This is a genomic window from Brevibacterium rongguiense (assembly GCF_009857845.1).
GTDB classification, from domain to species: domain Bacteria; phylum Actinomycetota; class Actinomycetes; order Actinomycetales; family Brevibacteriaceae; genus Brevibacterium; species Brevibacterium rongguiense.
The window spans coordinates 1-19,406 of sequence record NZ_WWEQ01000011.1 but is presented as its reverse complement, the minus strand read 5'-3'; the positions used below and the strand labels follow the sequence as shown (position 1 = coordinate 19,406).

Here is a 19,406-nt window from a genome sequence, read left to right as displayed (position 1 = left end):
GGCGGCCGTGCCCGGCCGCCCAATCGTGAGGAAGAGACTGTCTGCGTGAGTGCCGATCCGACCCGCATGAAGCACCGTGAGGAGAAGCCCCTCCGGCGCACCGTCGACGAGGCGCGCCGGGGGCCCAAGCCCCGCAGTACGTTCATGGCCTACGTCGCGCTGACGAAGCCGCGCGTCATCGAGCTGCTGCTCGTCACGACCGCACCGGTGATGTTCCTCGCCGAGCGCGGCCTGCCGAACCTGTGGCTCGTCCTCGCCACCCTCGTGGGCGGAGCGGCCGCAGCGGCATCGGCCTCCGTGTTCAACTGCTTCATCGACCGCGACATGGACGCGAAGATGCACCGCACGGAGAACCGCCCGCTTGTCACGGGCGAGGTCAAGCCGTCGCACGCACTCGTGTTCGCCTTCGCGCTGGGCATCGGCTCGGTGTTCTGGATGGGCGGCTTCACGAACTGGATGGCCGCCGGGCTCACGGCGATCGCGATCCTCATCTACGTGGTCGTCTACACGATCCTGCTCAAGCGCCACACCTCGCAGAACATCGTCTGGGGCGGCTCCGCCGGGTGCATGCCCGTGCTCATCGGCTGGTCGGCCGTGACCGGCGGGCTGGCCTGGGAGCCGGTCATCCTCTTCCTCGTCGTGTTCTTCTGGACGCCGCCGCACTACTGGCCGCTGGCCATGAAGTACAAGGACGACTACGACGCCGCCGGCGTGCCCATGCTGCCGTCCAAGGTGCCGCCCATGACGGTGGGCCGCCAGATCATCCTCTACGCCTGGGCCATGGTGCTCACCAGCCTCGCGCTCATCCCGGTCGCGCCCATGGGCGCCGTCTACACCGTGACCGCCGTGGCCGGTGGCGCCTGGTTCCTCTGGGAGTGCTACGCGCTGGTGGGACGAGCGAAGAAGGGCCTGACGGGCACGCAGCTGCGCGCCATGAAGGTCTTCCACGGGTCGATCACGTACCTGTCCGTGCTCTTCCTCGCCGTCGCGATCGACCCGTTCGTCCCCGCGCTGTTCTGAGCGGGCCGCTGCTCCGATCCCAGTGCCCGGCCTGACGGCCCGTCCCGAGGCGCCTGGATGGCGCGCGCCGGCGCCGCACCGCGCGATCAGGCCCCCTGGTCCGGCAGCGGCTGGTTGATCTGGAAGCCCGCGCCCTTGGGGTCGGCCACGGTGGCGATGCGCCCGAACGGCGAGTCCATGGGCCCGTCGAGGAGCGAGCCGCCCAGTGTGCGGATCCGCTCGATCGCCGCATCCGCGTCCGCGACGCCGAAGTAGAGGCGCCAGAACGATACAGTGCCCGCCGGGAACCACGCGGACGCCGCGCAGATGCCCGCCGAGGCGCGCTCCGCGGGCGCGTTGGTGGCGTACGCCGGAGCCGCGCACTGCTGCCGCGCGGAGTCGTCCTGAGTGCCGGGCTGAGCGCCCTCAGGGGTGACCTCGAAGTCGAAGACGTCGGCGTAGAAGCGCGCGGAGGCGTCGAAGTCCATGCTCATGAGCTCGAACCAGACTGGGGTGCCGGGCGCGCCGCTGAACGCATAGCCGTCGAAACCGTCGGCCTCCCACAGGCCGATGCGGGCACCGGTGGGATCCGCGAGGAGGGCGAACGTGCCGGTGCCCGCCATGTGCCCCGGCTCCATGAGCACGCGGGCGCCCGCTTCCTGTGCCTTCGCCAGCCGAGCGCCGATGTCGTCCACCGCGAGGAACACATTCCACGCGGCGGGCAGCGGGGCACCGTCCGGGCCCGTCACGCCGGTTGTGTCCATGAGGCCGCACACGGGCGCACCGTCCTTGTGCGCCATCGTGTAGTGGTTGAGCTGGGGGCCGGAGTCCTCGAAGTCCCAGCCGAAGAGCGCGCCGTAGAAGTCGAGCGACTCGCTGAGTTGGGGTGCACCGTAGTCGAGCCAGGTGGGTGTGCCGGTGGGTCGGGGCATGGCGATTCCTCTCGTGGGTGTGAGGCGGGGCCCGCGCGTGCGAAGCGGGCGACCGCTGGACACCGTCCAATCTAGGGGCGGGGTGCGCCCGGCGCTTATCCGTTCCTGCGCTGCTGCGCCCCGACTGTGCGAGGCGGCGGCGAGGACGGTGCGATGGCGGGGCGCTGGCGCGTTTCCCGGTCATCAGGGCGCAAGGCTCGGCAGCGCGGAGAGCAGCGGCACGGCGGGCCGAGGCGGTGCGGCGAACGTCAGGGTGACGGCCGCAGGGGCTCTCAGCGGGCGCGGCCAGCCGCTGACCAGCGGCGCGTCGGGCGCCAACTGCGCGAGCGCCTCGGCGGTGGGATCCACGGCGAAGCCCAGCAGGTGCGGCGCCCCCGGGCACAGCGGCAGTTCGACATCGTCGTCGCCCTCGACGAGCACGCCCGCCGTGGGCAGGCCGATCGGCACCGGTTCCGGGTACCAGCCCAGCCACACATGCCACGGGCGCCTGAGACCGCGCTCCGGCAGCCGGAGGCTGACCCGGACCGCGGGCCCCGTGCTCGCGCCGATCGCGAAGGGCTGCGTGCTGCGCTCGGCCAGCGCGTCGGCCAGGCGGCGGAACCGCGCCGGCGGGGTTCCCACGACCGCGGCGAACCTGCGCGTGAAGGTGGCGTGCGACGCGAAGCCCACGGCGGTGCAGACGTCGACGACGTCGTCATCGGCGGCCAGCAGCAGGCGCTTGGCGGCGTGGAAGCGCAGCACCGCCAGGTAGCGGCCGGGGGACATGGCGGTCCGGCGGGCGAACATCCGCGAGAAGTGAAACGCGCTGTAGCCCACGTGCGCGGCGGCGTCCTCCCAGCCGATGGGCTCGCCCAGCCGCGCCTGGAGGAAGGCTGCGGCCGCGGCGACCGCCTGCGCGCTCATGCGCTCAGTGTGGCACGTCCGCCCTGCAGGCGGGCGCTGCAGGACGATGGCGCGCCGTGCCCGGGACGGTCAGGGCGCCTCGGCCGAGTCCTGACCGGCGGTGCCGAGACCAGCGCTCGGACCTGCGCTCGGAGCCGCACCCGGAGCGGTGTCCAGGCCAGCGCCCGGACTTGCACCCGGACCGGCGGAATCCGCGTCGGCGTCAGCGCCCTCGGCCGGCTGGGCGTACTGCGATTCGTAGAGCTGCGCATAGCGGCCGTCGGCGTCCAGGAGCTCGTCGTGGCTGCCCTGTTCGACGATGTGGCCGGACTCCATGACGACGATGAGGTCCGCGTTGCGGATCGTCGACAGCCGGTGGGCGATGACGAAGCTCGTGCGTCCCGCCCGCAGCCGGTTCATCGCCTCCTGGACGAGCACCTCGGTGCGCGTGTCCACGGACGAGGTCGCCTCGTCGAGCACGAGCACGCGCGGCTGCGAGACGAAGGCGCGGGCGATCGTGATGAGCTGGCGCTCTCCCTGCGAAATGTTGTCCGCGGCCTCCGTGATCACGGTGTCGTAGCCATCCGGCAGGTGGTGGACGAAGCGGTCGACGTACGCGTCGCGGGCGGCGGCCAGCACCTCCTCGCGGGTGGCGCCGGCCCGGCCGTAGGCGATGTTGTCGTAGATCGTTCCCTCGAACAGCCACGCGTCCTGGAGGACCATGCCGATGGGTGAGCGCAGCTGGGTGCGGCTGAGCTCGCGGATGTCGATGCCGTCGAACGTGATCGAACCGTCATCCACGTCGTAGAACCGCAGCAGGAGGTTGACGAGCGTCGTCTTGCCCGCCCCGGTGCTGCCCACGATCGCGATCGTGGAGCCGGGCTCGGCCACGAGGCTCAGGTGCTCGATGAGCGGCGTGCCCGGCGCGTAGGCAAACGACACGTCGGCGAACTCGATCCGCCCGGCACCCGGGGCGAAGTCCGGGTGGGTCCCGGTCTCACCCGCTTCGTCCGGCGCGTCGAGGAGGTCGAAGACGCGCTCGGCGCTGGCGGCGGCGGACTGCAGCTGGGCGGCCATCCCGCCCAGCTGCGACAGCGGCTGGGAGAACTGGCGCGCGTACTGGATGAAGGCCTGCACGCTGCCGAGCGTCATGCCGCCGGTGGCCACCCGCCACGCGCCGAGCACGGCGATGCCGACGAACACGAGGTTCGACACGAACGACATCGCCGGCATCATGGAGCCCGCCAGCGCCTGGGCGCGCAGGGAGGAGCGGTAGACGCGCTCGTTGACCGCCCCGAAGCCCTCGAGCGTGCGCTCGGTGGCCCCGTAGACCTGGATGAGCTGCTGACCGCCGATCGACTCCTCGACGTAGGCGTTGAGCTCGCCGGTGGCCTTCCACTGCTCCGCGTATTCGCGCTGCGAGCGCCGGCCGATGAGCGCGACCACGAGCACGGTCAGCGGCAGGGTGGCCAGCGCCACGAGCGCCAGCTGCCAGGACAGCGCGAACATCATCGCGAGCACGCCGACCACCATGACGACGCTGTTGATGATCTGCTGGAGGGACTGGTTGAGCACCTGGGAGAGGTTGTCGAGGTCGTTGCTCAGGCGCGAGAGGATGTCCCCGCGCTGCTTGCCGTCGAGGTAGGACAGCGGCACGCGATGGATGCGGTCCTCCACCCGCTCGCGCAGGCGCAGGAGCACGCGCTGGATGAGGCGGTTGCCGATCCAGCCGGCGGCCCACATGAGCGCCTGGGCGGCCACGTAGACCGCCAGTGTCACCAGCAGCAGCCGGCCGATGAGCGCGAAGTCCATGCCGGCGCCCGGCACGACGTCCATCGCCCGCAGCATGGCGGCGCGATCGCCCTGGCCCTGCGCCTCGAGCTCGGCGATTGCCTGGTCCTTCGTCTGCCCGCCGCGCATCTGCAGGGACATGAACCCGGCGAACACCGCGTCGGTGGCCTTGCCGAGGACCCAGGGCGCGATGATCGTGAGCACCGTGGAGGTCACGATGGCGACGACGGTGAGCGCGAACGGCGTCCGCTCGGGGCCGAACTCGCGGGCGAGGCGCCGCAGCGTGGGCCACAGCCGGGAGGCGCGCTGATTGGGTGCGAGGTCCTCGCTCATGCGCCCGCCTCCCCGACTGCGGGGCCCTTGGGTGTGGGGCCCCCGGCTGCGGGGCCCCCGGCCGCGGGGCCCGGGGCCGTACCGTCCGCGCCGCCGAGGCGCGCCTGGGCGGCATCGGCCAGGCCGCCCTGCGCACCGCTCGGGTCTGCGGGCGGGCCCACCTGGGAGGAGACGATGTCGCGGTAGATGGGGGAGTCCTCGAGCAGATGGGCGTGGGTGCCCTGGGCGACGACGCGCCCGGCCTCGAAGACGACGATGAGGTCCGCGGCCATGGCGGAGGCCACCCGCTGCGTGACGATGAATGTGGTGGCGGCGGTGTCCGCGGCGAGCGCGGAGCGCACCGCGCGGTCGGTGGCCGTGTCGAGGGCCGAGAAGGAGTCGTCGAAGATGAGGATGGGGGCCTCGCGGCACACGGCCATGGCGATGGCGAGGCGCTGGCGCTGGCCGCCGGACAGGTCCGTGCCGCCCTCGTTGATGACGTGGTCGAGGCCGTCGGCGTAGGCGCGGACGAATTCGGCGGCCTGCGCGGTCTCGAGGGCGGACCACATGAGCGCGTCCGAGGCCGTGGGGTTGCCCAGCGCGAGGTTCGCCCGGACGGTGCCGCCGAAGACGTAGGCGCGCTGGGGGACGTAGCCGAACTGGCCCGCGAGCACCTCGGGGGCCAGCGCGGCCAGGTCCGCCCCGCCCACGCTCACGCGCCCGGCGGTGGGCTCGAGCAGGCGCACGAGCAGCTGCACGAGCGTCGACTTGCCCGCGCCGGTCGATCCGATGACGGCGCAGGTGGCGCCGGCGGGGACCGCGAACGTGACATCCTCGACGACGCAGCGCCGCGCACCGGGGTAGCGGAACGCGACGCCGTCGAACGCGATCGTGCCCGGGCTCGGCAGCCGCTCGACGGTGCCGTGCCCCCGGTCCATCTCCGGGCGGGTGTCGATGACCTCGAGCACGCGGCCGGCGGCCACCTGGGCGCGCGGGACCATCATGGACATGAAGGCGAACATGACGACGCCCATGAGGATGAGCATGAGGTACTGGATGAACGCCATGACGGTGCCGATCTGGCTGGCCCCGGCCTGGATCTGCTGGGCGCCGAACCACACGACGGCCACCGTGCCGGCGTTCACGAGGGTCATGACGGCGGGGAAGAGGGCGACGAAGTACGTCCCGACGCGCAGCTGGGCGTCGGTGAGCTCCGTGTTCGCCCGGGCGAACCGCGCCCGCTCCTCGTCCTCCTTCGTGAACGCCCGGATCACGCGCAGGCCCGCCAGCTGCTGGGCGAGCACGGAGCTGATCGCGTCGATGCGGTCCTGCATGACCCGGAACGAGGGCACCATGCGCATGACGAGCACCGCCATGACCGCGACGAGGACGGCCACCGTGGCGAGGATGACCCACGACAGCGCGAGGTCCTGGGCCAGGGCGAGGGCGAGGCCGCCCAGCGCCATGATGGGCGCCATGATCATGATCGACAGCGCCATCGTGAGGAACTGCTGGACCTGGCGGATGTCGTTCGTCGAGCGGGTCACGAGGGTGGAGGCGCCGAACCGCGCCGTCTCCGCCCGGCCGAAGCCCTGCACGGCCGCGAAGAAGTCCGCGCGGACGTCGCGCGCGGCGGCCATCGACACGAAGGCCCCGGCGATGATCGCGATGACATTGGCGATGACCTGCCCGAACGCGATGCCGAGCATGAGGCCGCCCAGCCGGGCGACGGTGCCGGTGTCCCCGGCGGCGACGCCCTCGTCGACGATGCGGCCGTTGATGTTGGGCAGCAGCAGGGTCCCGAGGATCTGCAGGATCTGGAACGCCAGCAGCACCGCGAGCATGGGCAGGTGCGGGCGCAGGTAGCGGCGCAGCAGGGCGAGCAGCACGGCGGCTCAGCCCCCCGCACCGGGTGCGGTGCCGCGTCCCGCCCCGGTCCCGTGCGCGGCTCCGGTGTCCGCGCCCGGCTGGGCGGCGCCGGCGGGGCCTGGCTCCGCGGTCGGGCCGCTCTCCGCAGTCGGGTCTGACTCCGCACCCGCGGCGGCGCTCCCACCCGCGTCCGCCTCCGCCGCTGCCTCCGGGGGCAGGTCGGTGCGGCCGCGCGGGGCCAGCAGCGTGTCGGCGGGGGGCAGGGGAGCCCGGCGGTAGACGCTGTCGAGCACAGCGGTCGAGGCGGCGATGACGACGCACAGGCCGGCCATGTGCAGGGCGACGAGCCAGACGGGCAGGCCGGTGAAGTACTGGATGTAGCCGACGACGCCCTGGGCGAGCTCGACGATCAGCAGGACGACGAGGGGGCGGCGGACCTCGGGCAGCCGCTGGCGGTGCGCGGCCACGATGCCTGCGACCGTCGCGATGACGAGCAGCCAGACGGGAGCGGCGTGCAGGCGGGCCATGAGGACGATCGGCAGCCCGTTGCGAGCGCTGACTTCGTCCCCGGCGTGCGGGCCGGCTCCGGTGGTGAGCACGCCCATGATGACGATGATGACCGTGAGCACCGCGATCGTCCACGCGAGGCCGCGCAGCGCCGGTGTGCCGATGGGCGTGCGCGGGCCGCCGGCGTCGTACGTGCGGCGCACGAAGTACGCCGACAGCGCCACGCAGACGGCCGAGGGGACGAAGTGGGCCGCGACGATCCAGGGGTTGAGCTCCATGTGGACGCTGATGCCGCCGATCACCGCCTGCACCGGCACGACGAGGGTGAGGGCGAGGGAGATGAGGAACAGGTCCCACCGCGCCGCGATGAGCCGCAGCAGCATGATGACCGTGGCCAGGCAGATGAGGCCGAGGACGACGCCGAGCAGGCGGTTGCCGAACTCGATGAACCCGTGGATGCCCATGTCCGGCGTGTTCGTGATCGACACCCCGTCGCACGTCGGCCAGTCCGGGCAGCCCAGGCCAGAGCCCGTCAGGCGCACGAGCGCGCCGGTCACGACGATGAGCGCCTGGGCGATGAGCATCGCCCAGGCGAGCGCGCGCACGACGGGGGTGACGGTGCTGGGCTGCCACCGGCGCTCGGTGCGCGCCTGCTGCGCGGCCTTCGCCGGGCGCCGTCTGCCGCGCGCGCCGCGCTGCGGGCGGGCGCCGCGATCGTTCTGGTCGTCGTGGTCGTGGGGGGCGGTGGGCTGCTGCGTCGACATGATGCCCTCAGTGTCTCATCGACCGTCGAAGCTGAACCACGCGCGGCACCCCGCCACGCCGAGGACGGCCCAGATCGCCATGACGGCCAGGGCCGGCCAGTCGATCGTCCCCGCGAGCACGGCGGCGCGCATCGCATCGCCCAGGGCCCCGAACGGCAGGATGGCCGTGATCTGCCCCCACAGCCCGGGCGGGGCGATGAGGATCCCGCCGGCGCCGGCCATGAGCACCCAGACGATGTTCGCCCCGGCCAGTGTCGCCTCGGCGCGCAGGGTGCCCGCCATGAGCAGCGCGAGGCTCACGAGCGAGGCGGTGCCGAGCACCCCCGCGAGCAGGACGCCCGGGACACTCACATGGGCAGAGAAGCCCAGAGCCGCTGCGATGGCGAAGATGAGCGCGAACTGCGAGGCCACGACCGCGCACACCGCGATGAGCTTGCCGAGCACCAGGCCGCCGGCGCCGAGCGGCGTGGTCGCGAGCTGGCGGAGCACCCCGTAGCGGCGCTCGAACGCGGTGGCGATCGCCTGGCCCGCGAACGCCGTCGAGGCGATGGCGAGTCCCAGCACACCCGCGGTCGCGACGTCCACCCGGGGGCCCGCCTGCGGATCGGCGCCCACGGCGTCGAGGATGCGGGTGGTCGACAGGGCGATGAGGACGCCCACGGGCACGAGGACGCTGAGGAGGAGCTGCTCGCCGTTGCGCACGATCGAGCGGACCTCGAACGCCGCCTGGGCGGCGATCCGGCGGGCTGGCGGCGCCTCGTTCGAGGCGGGCGGCGCGGCCGCGGTGGCCGCCTTGGGTGCGGGCCGGTCGCTCATCGCAGGCTCCTTCCGGTCAGGTCGAGGAACACATCGCCCAGGCTGCGCTCGGCCAGCGAGAACACGGCCGGCCGGACCCCCGCGTCCGCGAGGGCGCGCGCCGCCGCCGCGAGCCGGGCGGCGTCGAAGTCGGCCCGGATGCGCACCTCGCGCCCGTCGGCGTCGAGGGGGCCGAGCTGTGCCAGGGCATCGAGCAGCGCGGAGTCCGGGCCCGGACTGCCCGGCTCGGCGCGCATGACGATGCGCAGCTCGGAGGTGACCGCACCGCCCGGGGCATGGGCGGCGATGAGCTCGGCGACCGTGCCGTGCGCGATCACCCGGCCGTGGTCGACGACGGTGACCTCGTCGGCGAGCGTCTGGGCGTCGGCCATGTCGTGGGTGGTGAGGACGACCGCGACGCCGTCGGCGCGCAGCTCGCCGATCACCTCGGCGACCGCGAGTGCGGCCTGGGGGTCGAGCCCGGCCGTGGGCTCGTCGAGGAAGACGAGGCGCGGGCGGCCGATGAGCGCGGCGGCGAGCGCGACGCGCTGGCGCTGCCCGCCGGAGAGGCGGCGGATCGACCGGCCGGCGAACGCGGTGATGCCCAGCCGCTCGGCGAGCGGGCCCACCGGCAGGGGGTCGGCGTAGAGGCGCGAAAGATGGGTGAGGGCGGCGAGCGGCCGTGAGGCCATGGGCAGGCCCCCGTCCTGGAGCATGACGCCGGTGAGCCCGGCGGTGCGCGGGTGGGCCGTGCGCGGGTCAAGGCCGAAGATGCGCACGCTGCCGCCCGCGGGGCGCAGCATGCCGACGGCGGCCGCGATCGTCGTGGACTTTCCGGCCCCGTTGGGGCCCAGCAGCGCGAGGACGCGGCCGGGCTCGGCGCTCAGGCTGACTCCGTCCACGGCGCGGATGCGGCCGAAGTCGACGCGCAGATCGCGGATGTCGAGCGGCTGCGGTGGGGGGACGGGACTCACGGTCGGCCATTCTACGTGCTGGGGCGCCGCGCCGGGCCTCCGCAGGCCCCCGGGGCCCTTAGGCGACCCTGCATTTACAGGGAATAATTTACGTAACAGAATCCTTGTAGAAGTCCGAGCGAAGGCCCGGACGCGCCGGTCAGCGGCGCGCAGAACGCGAAGCGGAGGGGGAGAGCGATGACGGCAGCGCAGCGGCCCCAGCAGCGCACTCCGGAGGACGCGCGCACCCGCCAGAAGGTGCTCCGCTACGTCCTCGACCACGGGCCCATCAGCGCCTCGGGCGTGGCCCGGGCCCTCGACCTCACCGCCGCGGCGATCCGCCGCCACCTCGATGCCCTGAGTGAGGACGGCTACATCGAGGTGCGCGAGCTCGCCGGGGTCAAGGCCGGCCGCGGCCGGCCGGCCCGCCACTACGTCGTCACCTCGATGGGCCACAGCTCGATCTCCAACGCCTACGACGACCTGGCCGTGCGCGCCCTCGAGTACCTCGAGGACGCCGCCGGCGACGAGGCCGTCGAGGCCTTCGCCCGCTCCCGGGTGGAGGAGCTCAAGGCCGCGCTGCGCGCCCGCGTGGGCGAGGCCCGCGCCGATCGCCGCGGCTCGGTGGCCCAGCGCTCGCGCGACCTGGCCGCCGGCCTCACCGCCGAGGGCTACGCCTCGACCGCCTCGCCGGTGGCCGTGGGCACCCCGCTCGAGGCCATGCAGCTGTGCCAGGGGCACTGCCCCATCCAGCACGTCGCCGAGCGCTTCCCGCAGTTCTGCGAGGCAGAGCTCGAGATGTTCGCAGAGGTGCTCGGCGTCGACGTCCGGCGGCTGTCGACCCTGGCCTCCGGCGCCCACGTCTGCACGACCCACATTCCGACGTCGGTCCTCAACCGACCGCTCATCGACCAGACAGACCACACACAAGGAGGTCCGCGATGACCGACACCAGCAACCCGATCCTCGAGGCGAACCCGGAGCTCAAGGACATCGGCGCCTACCAGTACGGCTGGCACGACGAGCACGACGCCGGCGCCGAGGCCCAGCGCGGCCTGAGCGAGGACGTCGTGCGCCGCATCTCGGCGCTCAAGGACGAGCCGGAGTGGATGCTCCAGCGCCGCCTGCGGGCCCTCAAGATGTTCGGCAAGAAGCCCATGCCCAACTGGGGCGCCGACCTCACCGGCATCGACTTCGACGACATCAAGTACTTCGTGCGCTCCACCGAGGGCCAGGCGCAGTCCTGGGAGGACCTCCCCGAGGACATTAAGGCGACCTACGACCGCCTGGGCATCCCGGAGGCGGAGAAGCAGCGCCTGGTCGCGGGCGTCGCCGCGCAGTACGAATCCGAGGTCGTCTACCACAAGATCAACGAGGAGCTCGAGCGCCAGGGCGTCATCTTCCTCGACACGGACACCGGCCTCAAGGAGCACCCGGAGATCTTCGAGGAGTACTTCGGCTCCGTCATCCCGGCCGGCGACAACAAGTTCTCCGCGCTCAACACCGCGGTGTGGTCCGGCGGCTCGTTCATCTACGTGCCCAAGGGCGTCCACGTCGAGATCCCCCTGCAGGCCTACTTCCGCATCAACACGGAGAACATGGGCCAGTTCGAGCGCACGCTCATCATCGCCGACGAGGGCTCCTACGTGCACTACGTCGAGGGCTGCACCGCGCCCATCTACAAGTCCGACTCGCTGCACTCCGCCGTCGTGGAGATCATCGCGAAGAAGGACGCCCGGGTGCGCTACACGACGATCCAGAACTGGTCGAACAACGTGTACAACCTCGTGACCAAGCGCGCCATCGCCGAGGCCGGCGCCACCATGGAGTGGGTCGACGGCAACATCGGCTCGAAGGTGACGATGAAGTACCCGGCGATCTGGATGACCGGCGAGCACGCGCGCGGCGAGACGCTGTCCGTGGCCTTCGCCGGCGCCGACCAGCACCAGGACACCGGCGCGAAGATGGTCCACGCGGCGCCCAACACCCACTCGTCGATCGTGTCGAAGTCCGTGGCGCGGGCGGGCGGCCGGGCCGGCTACCGCGGCCTCGTCCACGTCCACCCGGGCGCCAAGGGCTCGTCGAACAACGTGCTGTGCGATGCGCTGCTCGTCGACAACGTCTCCCGCTCCGACACGTACCCCTACATCGACATCCGCGAGGACGACGTGTCCCTGGGCCACGAGGCCACGGTGTCGAAGGTGAGTGAGGACCAGCTCTTCTACCTCATGAGCCGCGGACTCGAGGAGACGGAGGCGATGGCGATGATCGTGCGCGGCTTCGTCGAGCCGATCGCCCGCGAGCTGCCCATGGAGTACGCCCTCGAGCTCAACCGGCTCATCGAACTGCAGATGGAGGGCGCGGTCGGCTGAGCCCCGCTCGCCCCGCCCGCCATCGCGCCAGCCCACTGAGGAGAAACAGGACACATGACTGAAACCCTGGCCAGCGCTGCCGAGGTGCAGGTTCCCGCGTCATCGCGCAGCGACCGCACCCGCAGCTTCGACGTCGCGGACTTCCCGGCCATCACCGGCCGCGAGGAGGAGTGGCGCTTCACGCCGGTCAAGCGGCTCGCCCCGCTCTTCGCCGACCGCGCCACCGGCGCGCAGCTCGCGGTCGACGAGCAGCTGCCCGCCGGCGCGACCGCGGAGACGGTCGACCTCGCCCACGCCACGGGCATGGGCATCCTCGAGCCCGAGGACCTGCCGGCCGCGATCGCCGCGGCGAACGCGCCCGGCGTGCGCCACTACGACGTGCCCGCCGACACCGAGCTCGACGGCCCGCTCATCATCCACGCCGACGGCCGGGGCGGGGATGAGCCGGTCCACGGCCACGTGCTCGTCACGGTGGGCGCGAATGCGAAGGCCACCGTCATCGTCGAGCACGAGGGCCGCGCGGACTACTCCGAGCTCGTCTCGCTCGTCGTGGGCGACGGGGCCGCCGTGACGTTCGTGTCCCTGCAGCTGTGGGCCGACGGCGCGGCGCACCTGGGCCAGCACGACGCGATCGTGGGCAAGGACGCGCAGCTCAAGCACATCGTCATCACACTCGGCGGCGAGGTCGTGCGGCTGAACTCCAACGTCCGCTACGCCGGGCCCGGCGGGCAGGCGGAGCTGCTGGGCCTCTACTTCGCGGACGCGGCCCAGCACCTCGAGCACCGCACGTACATCGACCACAACACCCCGCGCGCCACCTCGAACGTCATGTACAAGGGCGCCCTGCAGGGCGTGGACGCGCGCAGCGTGTGGATCGGCGACGTGCTCATCCGGCCCGAGGCGATCGGGATCGACACGTACGAGCTCAACCGCAACCTCGTCCTCACCGAGGGCGCTCGCGCCGACTCCGTGCCCAACCTCGAGATCGAGACCGGCGACATCGAGGGCGCCGGGCACGCCTCGTCGACCGGCCGGTTCGACGAGGAGCACATGTTCTACCTGCTCAGCCGCGGCATCCCTGAGGTCGTCGCGCGCCGGCTCGTGGTCCGCGGCTTCTTCAACGAGGTCGTGCAGAAGATCCGCGTGCCCGCGATCGAGGACGTCATCACCGAGAAGATCGAAGAAGAGCTGGCGCGGAGCGTCCTGTGACCATGCTCGCCGCGTGCGCCTCGGCGGACGTGCCCGCGGGCAGCGCCCTGCGGGTCGTCCTCGAGGGCGTCGAGGTGTGCGTGGCGCGCGCCGACGACGGCACCGTCCACGCGGTCAACGACCTGTGCACGCACGGCGAGGTCTCGCTCGCCGAGGGCGAGGTGCTCGGCTGCGCGATCGAGTGCTGGCTCCACGGCTCCGCGTTCAGCCTGGAGACGGGCGTCCCGGAGAGCCCGCCGGCGTTCGAGCCCGTCGCCGTGTACGCCTGCGATGAGCGCGACGGCACCGTGTTCGTCGACCCGACCACTACGAAGTAAAGGAATCCCATGTCCACTCTCTCCATCCGCGATCTGCACGTCAGCGTCGTCACCGAGGCCGGGTCCAAGGAGATCCTGCGCGGCATCGACCTCGACATCGACTCGAACTCGACCCACGCGATCATGGGCCCCAACGGCTCGGGCAAGTCGACGCTGGCATACGCGCTGGCCGGCCACCCCAAGTACGAGATCACCCAGGGCAGCGTGACGATCGACGAGGAGAACCTCGTCGACATGTCCGCCGACGAGCGCGCCCGCGCCGGCCTCTTCCTCGCCATGCAGTACCCGGTCGAGGTCCCCGGCGTGACGGTGACGAACTTCCTGCGCTCGGCCAAGACCGCCATCGACGGGGAGGCGCCCAAACTGCGCACCTGGACGAAGGAGCTGTCCGAGGCGATGAAGCAGCTGCGCGTGGACCCCGAATTCGCCTCGCGCAACGTCAACGAGGGCTTCTCCGGCGGCGAGAAGAAGCGCCACGAGATCCTCCAGATGGAGCTGCTCAAGCCGCGCTTCGCGATCCTCGACGAGACCGACTCCGGGCTCGACGTCGATGCGCTGCGCATCGTCTCCGAGGGCGTCAACCGCGCGCGGGAGAACACGGACGTGGGCGTCCTGCTCATCACCCACTACACGCGTATCCTCCGCTACATCAAGCCCGACCACGTCCACGTGCTCGTCAAGGGCAAGGTCGCCGAGGAGGGCGGCCCCGAGCTCGCCCAGCGGCTCGAGGACGAGGGCTACGACCGCTTCCTGACCCAGACGGCCTGATGCTCTCGGCCGCTCAGGTCGCCCGGATCCGCAATGACTTCCCGGTCTTCGACCGGGAGGTCGCGGGCACCCCGCTCGCCTACCTGGATTCCGGGGCGACGGCGCAGAAGCCCGCGACCGTCATCGACGCCGAGCAGGACTTCTACGCCCAGCGCAACGCCGCCGTGCACCGCGGCGCGCACACGCTTGCGGTGGAGGCCACCGAGGCGTTCGAGGGCGCGCGCGCGGCCGTCGCCGCGTTCGTGGGGGCGGACCCGGACGAGCTGTGCTGGACGAAGAACGCGACCGAGGCGCTCAACGTCGTCGCCTACGGGCTGGCCAACGCCTCCGCGGGCCTGGGCGGTGCTGAGGCCGCGCGCTTCGCCCTGGGCCCCGGCGACACGATCGTCGTCACGGAGATGGAGCACCACGCGAACCTCGTGCCGTGGCAGCAGCTGGCCGCGCGCACGGGCGCGGGGCTGCGTTGGATCCCCCTGGGCGAGGACGGCCGCCTCGACCTCACGGACCTCGACGACATCGTCGACGAGCACGCGAAGGTCCTCGCGTTCTCCCACGTGTCGAACGTGCTCGGGACGATCAACCCGGTCGGGGCGCTGGTGGAGCGGGCCCGCCGGGTGGGTGCGCTCACCGTGCTCGACGCCTGCCAGTCCGCTCCGCACCTGCCGCTGGACCTGCACGGGCTCGGCGTGGACTTCGCCGCGTTCTCCGGCCACAAGATGCTCGCGCCCACCGGGATCGGGGCGCTCTACGGCCGCGCGGAGCTGCTGGCCGCCCTGCCGCCGGTCCTCACCGGCGGCTCCATGATCACGACCGTGACGATGGAGGGCGCGCAGTTCATGGCGCCCCCGCAGCGGTTCGAGGCGGGCACGCAGCCCGTCGCACAGGCCGTGGGCTTCGGCGCCGCCGTCGACTACCTCCGGCACATCGGGATGGCGGCGATCGCGGACCGCGAGGAGGCCCTCGCCCAGCGCCTCGTCGAGGGCGTGGCGCGCATCCCCGGCGTGCGGCTGCTGGGGCCCGCCGATGCGGCCGACCGGATCGCCTCGGTGGCCGTCGACGTGCAGGGCGTCCACGCCCACGACGTGGGGCAGTACCTCGACGCGCAGGGCGTCGCGGTCCGGGTGGGCCACCACTGCGCCCAGCCCCTGCACCGGCGCTACGGTGTCACCGCCTCCACCCGTGCGAGCGCCTACCTCTACACGACCGACGAGGAGTGCGAGCGCTTCCTCGCCGCGCTGGCCGAGGTGCGCGGCTTCTTCGGGGCGGACTCGTGAGCGGCCTCGACCAGCTCTACCAGCAGCTCATCCTCGACCACGCCAAGCGCCGGACGGGCAACATGCCCCTGCTCGGCGCGGCCGAGCCCCCCGTGGGCGCGTCCCACCAGATCAACCCCACGTGCGGGGACGAGATCACCGTGGAGGCCCGCCGCGATCCCGCCACGGGCCGGCTGCTCGTGCGGTGGGACGGCGAGGGCTGCTCGATCTCCATGGCGTCGGCCTCCGCGATGACGGAGCTGGCCGAGGAGTGCGACCCCGAGGGCTTCAACGCCCTCGAGGCCCGATTCCACGAGCTCATGCACTCCCGCGGCCAGGCCCAGCCCGATGAAGAGGCACTGGGCGACGCGGCCGCGTTCGCCGGCGTCTCGAAGTTCCCCGCCCGCGTCAAGTGCGCCCTGCTGGCCTGGATGGCCCTCAAGGACGCTGTCTACCAGATCGAAGGAGCCGATCGTGCCTGAAGTCATCGACGCCCCGCAGAATGCCACCCCGGAGGAGGTCCTCGAGGCCCTCATGGACGTCATCGACCCCGAGCTCGGCGTCAACGTCGTCGACCTGGGCCTCGTCTACGGCGCCGCCGTGGAGGAGGACGGGACCGCGGTCGTCGAGATGACGCTGACTTCCGCCGCATGCCCCCTTACCGACGTGCTCGAGGACCAGGTGGCCATGAGCCTCGAGGGCATCGTGCCGGCCGTGCGCATCAACTGGGTGTGGATGCCGCCGTGGGGCCCGGAGAAGATCACCGAGGACGGCCGCGAGCAGATGCGCGCCCTCGGGTTCAACATCTGAGGCTCACGAGACACTGAGTCCCACGAACCTCGCGGGCTTGCGACGCTCCGAGAATCCGAGGCTCACGCCGGGAACCGGATCGTCACCACCGCGACCAGCGGCTGAGCCGACTGGGGGTGGTTGACGACCGGCGCCGTGTGGCGCGCCTGTGGGACCTCGCGCGGGCTCGTGTGCGGATACGCGCGGTTGGGCTGCTCCGCCGCGGCCTGCTCCGGGCCGGGCTGGCCCGGGCCGGTCTGGTCTGGATGCGTCTGCGCTGCCCCGGTGGGCACGATCACGACCGGGGCATCGGCCCGCTCGCCCGCTGGACCGCCGCCCGCTGGACCGCCGCTCGCGGTACCGCCGTCCGTACCGTCGGCCACGGCACCGAGGGCGGCGGTGCCGAGGGCCACGGTGTCGAGGCGTCCGAGTGCCCGCGCGGCGGACCCGGCGAGCGCGGTCGCGAGCCGCTTGCGCGCCTCCTGCGCGGTGTGTCGCGCCCGGTGCTCCGCGCGCAGCTCCGCGACGCGGTCGAGCGCCGCCTCGCCGGCGCGGACGGGATGGCCCTCGGCCAGTGCGTGCGCGGCCGGGGCGATGTCGTTCAGCCCCGGGGGCTCGTGCCCTGCGGGGGCGTGGGCGAGCGCGGCGCGCAGCTCGGCCGGCACCTGTGCGGCGGGCAGGAGCGCGCAGTCGCCCTCGAGCACCGTGGCGAGCACCGCCTCGCCGGGCTCGGCGGCCAGCGGCAGCGGCGCGCTCAGGCGCTCGAGCCGGACCTCCGCCTGCGCCGCGGCCCGCCGGACCATGACATTGAAGTCCAGTGTGGGCTCGGTGACGAGCAGCGATTCGACCGTGTCCTCGCCGCGGAAGCGGATCGTCTCCGTGGGCGCGAGCTCCCAGGCCTTGCCGTCGATGCGCAGCGTCAGGTGCGCGGGGCCCAGGCACACGAGCGTGCGGTCGATGCCCGGCAGGGGGCTGAACGGCGAGGGCGAGTCGACCGTGGCGATGCTCACGCGCCAGTCCCAGCCGGGCCCGTCCGCGGCGTCGGCGCCGGGTGCGGCGGGTCCGTCCTCGGCGGTCGGGGCGCCGGGCCGGCCCGGCGCCGGGGGCGCGCTGCCGCGCAGCACCTCGGCGGTGGTGCCCTGGCCATTGGCCCACGGCTGCTCCCGGCAGTCGGCGCGGCGGACGATGAGGGGCGGCCAGCCGCCCGGCTCACTGGGCTCGCTCATGGGCTCCTCCTGGACTGCTCGGCCGCCGGTCGGGCGGGGCTGGATCGCACGGCGCGGGTTTTCAGCTGGTGCGGGATCAGATGGTGCCGGTTCAGACGGTGCTGGGGGAGAACGTGTCGCAGGTCTGGGGCTCGGCTGCGCTGTAGCCGCGCATGAACCACGTCTCGCGCTGCTGGGCCGTGCCGTGGGTGAAGCTCTCCGGCGTCACCCGCCCGCGCGCCTTGCGCTGGATCCGGTCATCGCCCACGGCCTGGGCCGCGGAGACCGCCGACTTCACATCGTCGCCGGTGAGCGGCTCCAGATACGGCTCGCCGGTGACGGGGTCGGAGGTCTGCGCCGCGTTGGCCGCCCACACCCCGGCGTAGCAGTCGGCCTGCAGCTCGAGGCGCACCGAGGACGACTGCGGCCCGGTGTCGCCCTGGCGCGCGCGCTGCGAATCGCCGGTCAGCGCCTGGATGTGGTGGCCGAATTCGTGGGCGACGACGTACTCCTCCGCCAGCGGCCCGCGATCGGCGCCGTACTGCGAGCGCAGCTCGTCGAAGAAGCCCACGTCGAAGTAGGCCGTCCGGTCCGCGGGGCAGTAGAACGGGCCCATGGCCGAGCTCGCGGACCCGCAGCCCGTCGACCAGCTGCCGGAGGTGAGCACGGCGTCCGGCCGCGCGTACTTCACGCCCAGCGCAGAGGCGCCGGAGGGCCAGTACTGGTTGAGCGAGTTCACGGTCCCCACGACGCGGCAGCGCGCATCGCGGTTCGCGTCCTCCCCGGTCCTGCACGTCTCCGCGAGGGAATCCGAGCCGCTCGAGCTGACCTGGGAGTCGTCGTAGGCCGCGGAGCCGTCCGAGGCCTGGTTGAGGAAGTCCGGCCCGAACAGGAACAGGCCGATGACGAGCACCGCCACCCCGCCCAGCCCGCCGCCCACCTTGACGGGCAGACCCAGGCCGCCCCCGCCTCCGGAGCGCTGGGAGACCTGCGAGGTATCGAGCCCGCTGCCCGGTGAGAATGTCATGGCAGTAGCATAGTGGGGGCCTTCGCGCGCCCCTGTGCGAGAGCCCCTGCGCCAGAGCCCGAGGAGGGACGCCCGTGACGATCATCGCCGCAGCCGACGGCTCCGCCCTCGGCAACCCCGGCCCGGCCGGCTGGGCCTGGTACATCGACGACGCCTCGTGGGCCGCCGGCGGCTGGGACAACGCGACGAACAACCGCGGCGAGCTCCAGGCCGTCCTCGAGCTCCTGCGCGCGGTGCACGCCGCGGCGCAGGCGGGCACGATCCCGGGCGACGAAGGCCTGCGGATCCTCTGCGACTCCCAGTACGTCATCAACGCGGTGACGAAGTGGATGGCCGGCTGGAAGCGCAAGGGCTGGAAGAAGGCCGACGGCAAGGCGGTGCTCAACCGCGACCTGCTCGAGCAGCTGGACGCGGCGCTGGCCGAGGTGCGCGCCCAGGGCCGCGCGGTCGACTTCGAATGGGTCAAGGGCCACAACAACCACCCGCTCAACGAGGCCGCCGACGCCCGCGCGCGCGGCGCCGCCGAGGCGTTCCGGCGCGGGGAGCCGCCCCAGACCGGCCCGGGACGATCCGGCCGGCAGCGTCGAGGGCGTAGAACCCCCTGGTGAAGACCTGTGCCACGGTGCCGGGGCCCGGGACCGGATCCGCTCCGGCAAGGGGGG

The 19,406-nt window shown here is 72.6% G+C and carries 19 protein-coding genes; 10 read left to right on the top strand and 9 right to left on the bottom strand.

The genetic code is table 11. The features are described 5' to 3' along the window. Positions 1-66: 66 nt before the first annotated feature. The gene (locus tag GSY69_RS04045; protein WP_160952633.1) at positions 67-1,020 is read left to right on the top strand and encodes a heme o synthase; all 954 of its coding nucleotides are present in this window, start codon (positions 67-69) and stop codon (positions 1,018-1,020) included. An 86-nt stretch (positions 1,021-1,106) separates the two neighbouring features. On the opposite strand, the gene GSY69_RS04040 is transcribed toward GSY69_RS04045, so the two are convergent. The 7 genes from GSY69_RS04040 to GSY69_RS04010 all read right to left on the bottom strand — a co-directional run bounded on the left by GSY69_RS04040 (position 1,107) and on the right by GSY69_RS04010 (position 9,825). Continuing rightward, positions 1,107-1,931: a VOC family protein gene (locus GSY69_RS04040; RefSeq protein ID WP_160952600.1), complete on the bottom strand. Its 825-nt coding sequence runs from the start codon at positions 1,929-1,931 to the stop codon at positions 1,107-1,109. A gap of 183 nt (positions 1,932-2,114) precedes the next feature. Further along, positions 2,115-2,834 (bottom strand): helix-turn-helix transcriptional regulator, encoded by a 720-nt coding sequence (locus GSY69_RS04035; protein WP_160952599.1) that lies wholly within the window; start codon positions 2,832-2,834, stop codon positions 2,115-2,117. Between the two features lie 69 nt (positions 2,835-2,903). Further along, a complete protein-coding gene (locus GSY69_RS04030) occupies positions 2,904-4,937 on the bottom strand; it encodes an ABC transporter ATP-binding protein (protein WP_160952598.1) in 2,034 nt (677 codons plus the stop codon). Beyond that, positions 4,934-6,805 carry an ABC transporter ATP-binding protein gene (locus tag GSY69_RS04025; protein ID WP_160952597.1) on the bottom strand — a complete coding sequence of 624 codons (1,872 nt, stop codon included), beginning with the start codon at positions 6,803-6,805 and terminating at the stop codon, positions 4,934-4,936. Before GSY69_RS04025 ends, GSY69_RS04030 begins: the two co-directional genes overlap by 4 nt. A gap of 6 nt (positions 6,806-6,811) precedes the next feature. Then, on the bottom strand, positions 6,812-8,056 hold the full coding sequence (locus tag GSY69_RS04020) for a COX15/CtaA family protein (protein WP_235936273.1): 1,245 nt from the start codon (positions 8,054-8,056) through the stop codon (positions 6,812-6,814). 15 nt (positions 8,057-8,071) lie between these two features. Continuing rightward, positions 8,072-8,872 carry an ABC transporter permease gene (locus GSY69_RS04015; RefSeq protein ID WP_160952596.1) on the bottom strand — a complete coding sequence of 267 codons (801 nt, stop codon included), beginning with the start codon at positions 8,870-8,872 and terminating at the stop codon, positions 8,072-8,074. After that, positions 8,869-9,825 carry an ABC transporter ATP-binding protein gene (locus tag GSY69_RS04010; protein WP_328698756.1) on the bottom strand — a complete coding sequence of 319 codons (957 nt, stop codon included), beginning with the start codon at positions 9,823-9,825 and terminating at the stop codon, positions 8,869-8,871. The genes GSY69_RS04015 and GSY69_RS04010 overlap by 4 nt, the downstream gene beginning before the upstream one ends. A gap of 177 nt (positions 9,826-10,002) precedes the next feature. On the opposite strand from GSY69_RS04010, the gene GSY69_RS04005 reads away from it, so the two are divergent. The 8 genes from GSY69_RS04005 to GSY69_RS03970 are packed head-to-tail and all read left to right on the top strand — an operon-like array spanning position 10,003 to position 16,533. Further along, complete coding sequence (locus GSY69_RS04005) at positions 10,003-10,749, top strand: helix-turn-helix transcriptional regulator (RefSeq protein WP_160952595.1); 747 nt, start codon at positions 10,003-10,005, stop codon at positions 10,747-10,749. Next, positions 10,746-12,176, top strand: coding sequence for a Fe-S cluster assembly protein SufB (gene sufB, locus GSY69_RS04000; protein WP_160952594.1), 1,431 nt, complete (start codon positions 10,746-10,748; stop codon positions 12,174-12,176). The genes GSY69_RS04005 and sufB overlap by 4 nt, the downstream gene beginning before the upstream one ends. 54 nt (positions 12,177-12,230) lie before the next feature. Beyond that, the gene (gene sufD, locus GSY69_RS03995; RefSeq protein WP_160952593.1) at positions 12,231-13,385 is read left to right on the top strand and encodes a Fe-S cluster assembly protein SufD; all 1,155 of its coding nucleotides are present in this window, start codon (positions 12,231-12,233) and stop codon (positions 13,383-13,385) included. A gap of 2 nt (positions 13,386-13,387) precedes the next feature. Next, on the top strand, positions 13,388-13,702 hold the full coding sequence (locus GSY69_RS03990) for a non-heme iron oxygenase ferredoxin subunit (RefSeq protein WP_160952630.1): 315 nt from the start codon (positions 13,388-13,390) through the stop codon (positions 13,700-13,702). Between the two features lie 9 nt (positions 13,703-13,711). Then, positions 13,712-14,470, top strand: coding sequence for a Fe-S cluster assembly ATPase SufC (sufC, locus tag GSY69_RS03985; RefSeq protein WP_160952592.1), 759 nt, complete (start codon positions 13,712-13,714; stop codon positions 14,468-14,470). Next, entirely contained in the window at positions 14,470-15,744 is a 1,275-nt protein-coding gene (locus GSY69_RS03980; RefSeq protein ID WP_160952591.1) for a SufS family cysteine desulfurase, read from the top strand. Before sufC ends, GSY69_RS03980 begins: the two co-directional genes overlap by 1 nt. Further along, positions 15,741-16,205, top strand: a complete 465-nt coding sequence (gene sufU, locus GSY69_RS03975; RefSeq protein WP_160952590.1) for a Fe-S cluster assembly sulfur transfer protein SufU — start codon at positions 15,741-15,743, stop codon at positions 16,203-16,205. Before GSY69_RS03980 ends, sufU begins: the two co-directional genes overlap by 4 nt. Then, a complete protein-coding gene (locus GSY69_RS03970) occupies positions 16,198-16,533 on the top strand; it encodes a metal-sulfur cluster assembly factor (RefSeq protein WP_160952589.1) in 336 nt (111 codons plus the stop codon). The genes sufU and GSY69_RS03970 overlap by 8 nt, the downstream gene beginning before the upstream one ends. 62 nt (positions 16,534-16,595) lie before the next feature. On the opposite strand, the gene GSY69_RS03965 is transcribed toward GSY69_RS03970, so the two are convergent. Together GSY69_RS03965 and ypfJ are read right to left on the bottom strand one after the other, a co-directional pair. Beyond that, entirely contained in the window at positions 16,596-17,738 is a 1,143-nt protein-coding gene (locus GSY69_RS03965) for a HutD family protein (RefSeq protein WP_160952588.1), read from the bottom strand. Between the two features lie 91 nt (positions 17,739-17,829). Next, complete coding sequence (gene ypfJ / locus GSY69_RS03960; protein ID WP_160952587.1) at positions 17,830-18,744, bottom strand: KPN_02809 family neutral zinc metallopeptidase; 915 nt, start codon at positions 18,742-18,744, stop codon at positions 17,830-17,832. 74 nt (positions 18,745-18,818) lie between these two features. Between ypfJ and GSY69_RS03955 the strand changes: the two genes are divergently transcribed. Further along, positions 18,819-19,352 (top strand): ribonuclease H family protein, encoded by a 534-nt coding sequence (locus GSY69_RS03955; RefSeq protein WP_160952586.1) that lies wholly within the window; start codon positions 18,819-18,821, stop codon positions 19,350-19,352. The last annotated feature ends 54 nt before the right edge of the window (positions 19,353-19,406 follow it).

What these genes read in the sequence shown, in the direction of transcription:
- GSY69_RS04030 (WP_160952598.1), bottom strand. Translation starts at nt 4,937, where the DNA reads ATGAGCGAGGACCTCGCACCCAATCAGCGCGCCTCCCGGCTGTGGCCC.
- GSY69_RS03980 (WP_160952591.1), top strand. Translation starts at nt 14,470, where the DNA reads ATGCTCTCGGCCGCTCAGGTCGCCCGGATCCGCAATGACTTCCCGGTC.
- GSY69_RS04020 (WP_235936273.1), bottom strand. Translation starts at nt 8,056, where the DNA reads ATGTCGACGCAGCAGCCCACCGCCCCCCACGACCACGACGACCAGAAC.
- sufD (WP_160952593.1), top strand. Translation starts at nt 12,231, where the DNA reads ATGACTGAAACCCTGGCCAGCGCTGCCGAGGTGCAGGTTCCCGCGTCA.
- ypfJ (WP_160952587.1), bottom strand. Translation starts at nt 18,744, where the DNA reads ATGACATTCTCACCGGGCAGCGGGCTCGATACCTCGCAGGTCTCCCAG.
- sufC (WP_160952592.1), top strand. Translation starts at nt 13,712, where the DNA reads ATGTCCACTCTCTCCATCCGCGATCTGCACGTCAGCGTCGTCACCGAG.
- sufB (WP_160952594.1), top strand. Translation starts at nt 10,746, where the DNA reads ATGACCGACACCAGCAACCCGATCCTCGAGGCGAACCCGGAGCTCAAG.
- GSY69_RS03965 (WP_160952588.1), bottom strand. Translation starts at nt 17,738, where the DNA reads ATGAGCGAGCCCAGTGAGCCGGGCGGCTGGCCGCCCCTCATCGTCCGC.
- GSY69_RS04015 (WP_160952596.1), bottom strand. Translation starts at nt 8,872, where the DNA reads ATGAGCGACCGGCCCGCACCCAAGGCGGCCACCGCGGCCGCGCCGCCC.
- GSY69_RS03990 (WP_160952630.1), top strand. Translation starts at nt 13,388, where the DNA reads ATGCTCGCCGCGTGCGCCTCGGCGGACGTGCCCGCGGGCAGCGCCCTG.
- GSY69_RS04040 (WP_160952600.1), bottom strand. Translation starts at nt 1,931, where the DNA reads ATGCCCCGACCCACCGGCACACCCACCTGGCTCGACTACGGTGCACCC.
- GSY69_RS04035 (WP_160952599.1), bottom strand. Translation starts at nt 2,834, where the DNA reads ATGAGCGCGCAGGCGGTCGCCGCGGCCGCAGCCTTCCTCCAGGCGCGG.
- GSY69_RS04045 (WP_160952633.1), top strand. Translation starts at nt 67, where the DNA reads ATGAAGCACCGTGAGGAGAAGCCCCTCCGGCGCACCGTCGACGAGGCG.
- GSY69_RS04005 (WP_160952595.1), top strand. Translation starts at nt 10,003, where the DNA reads ATGACGGCAGCGCAGCGGCCCCAGCAGCGCACTCCGGAGGACGCGCGC.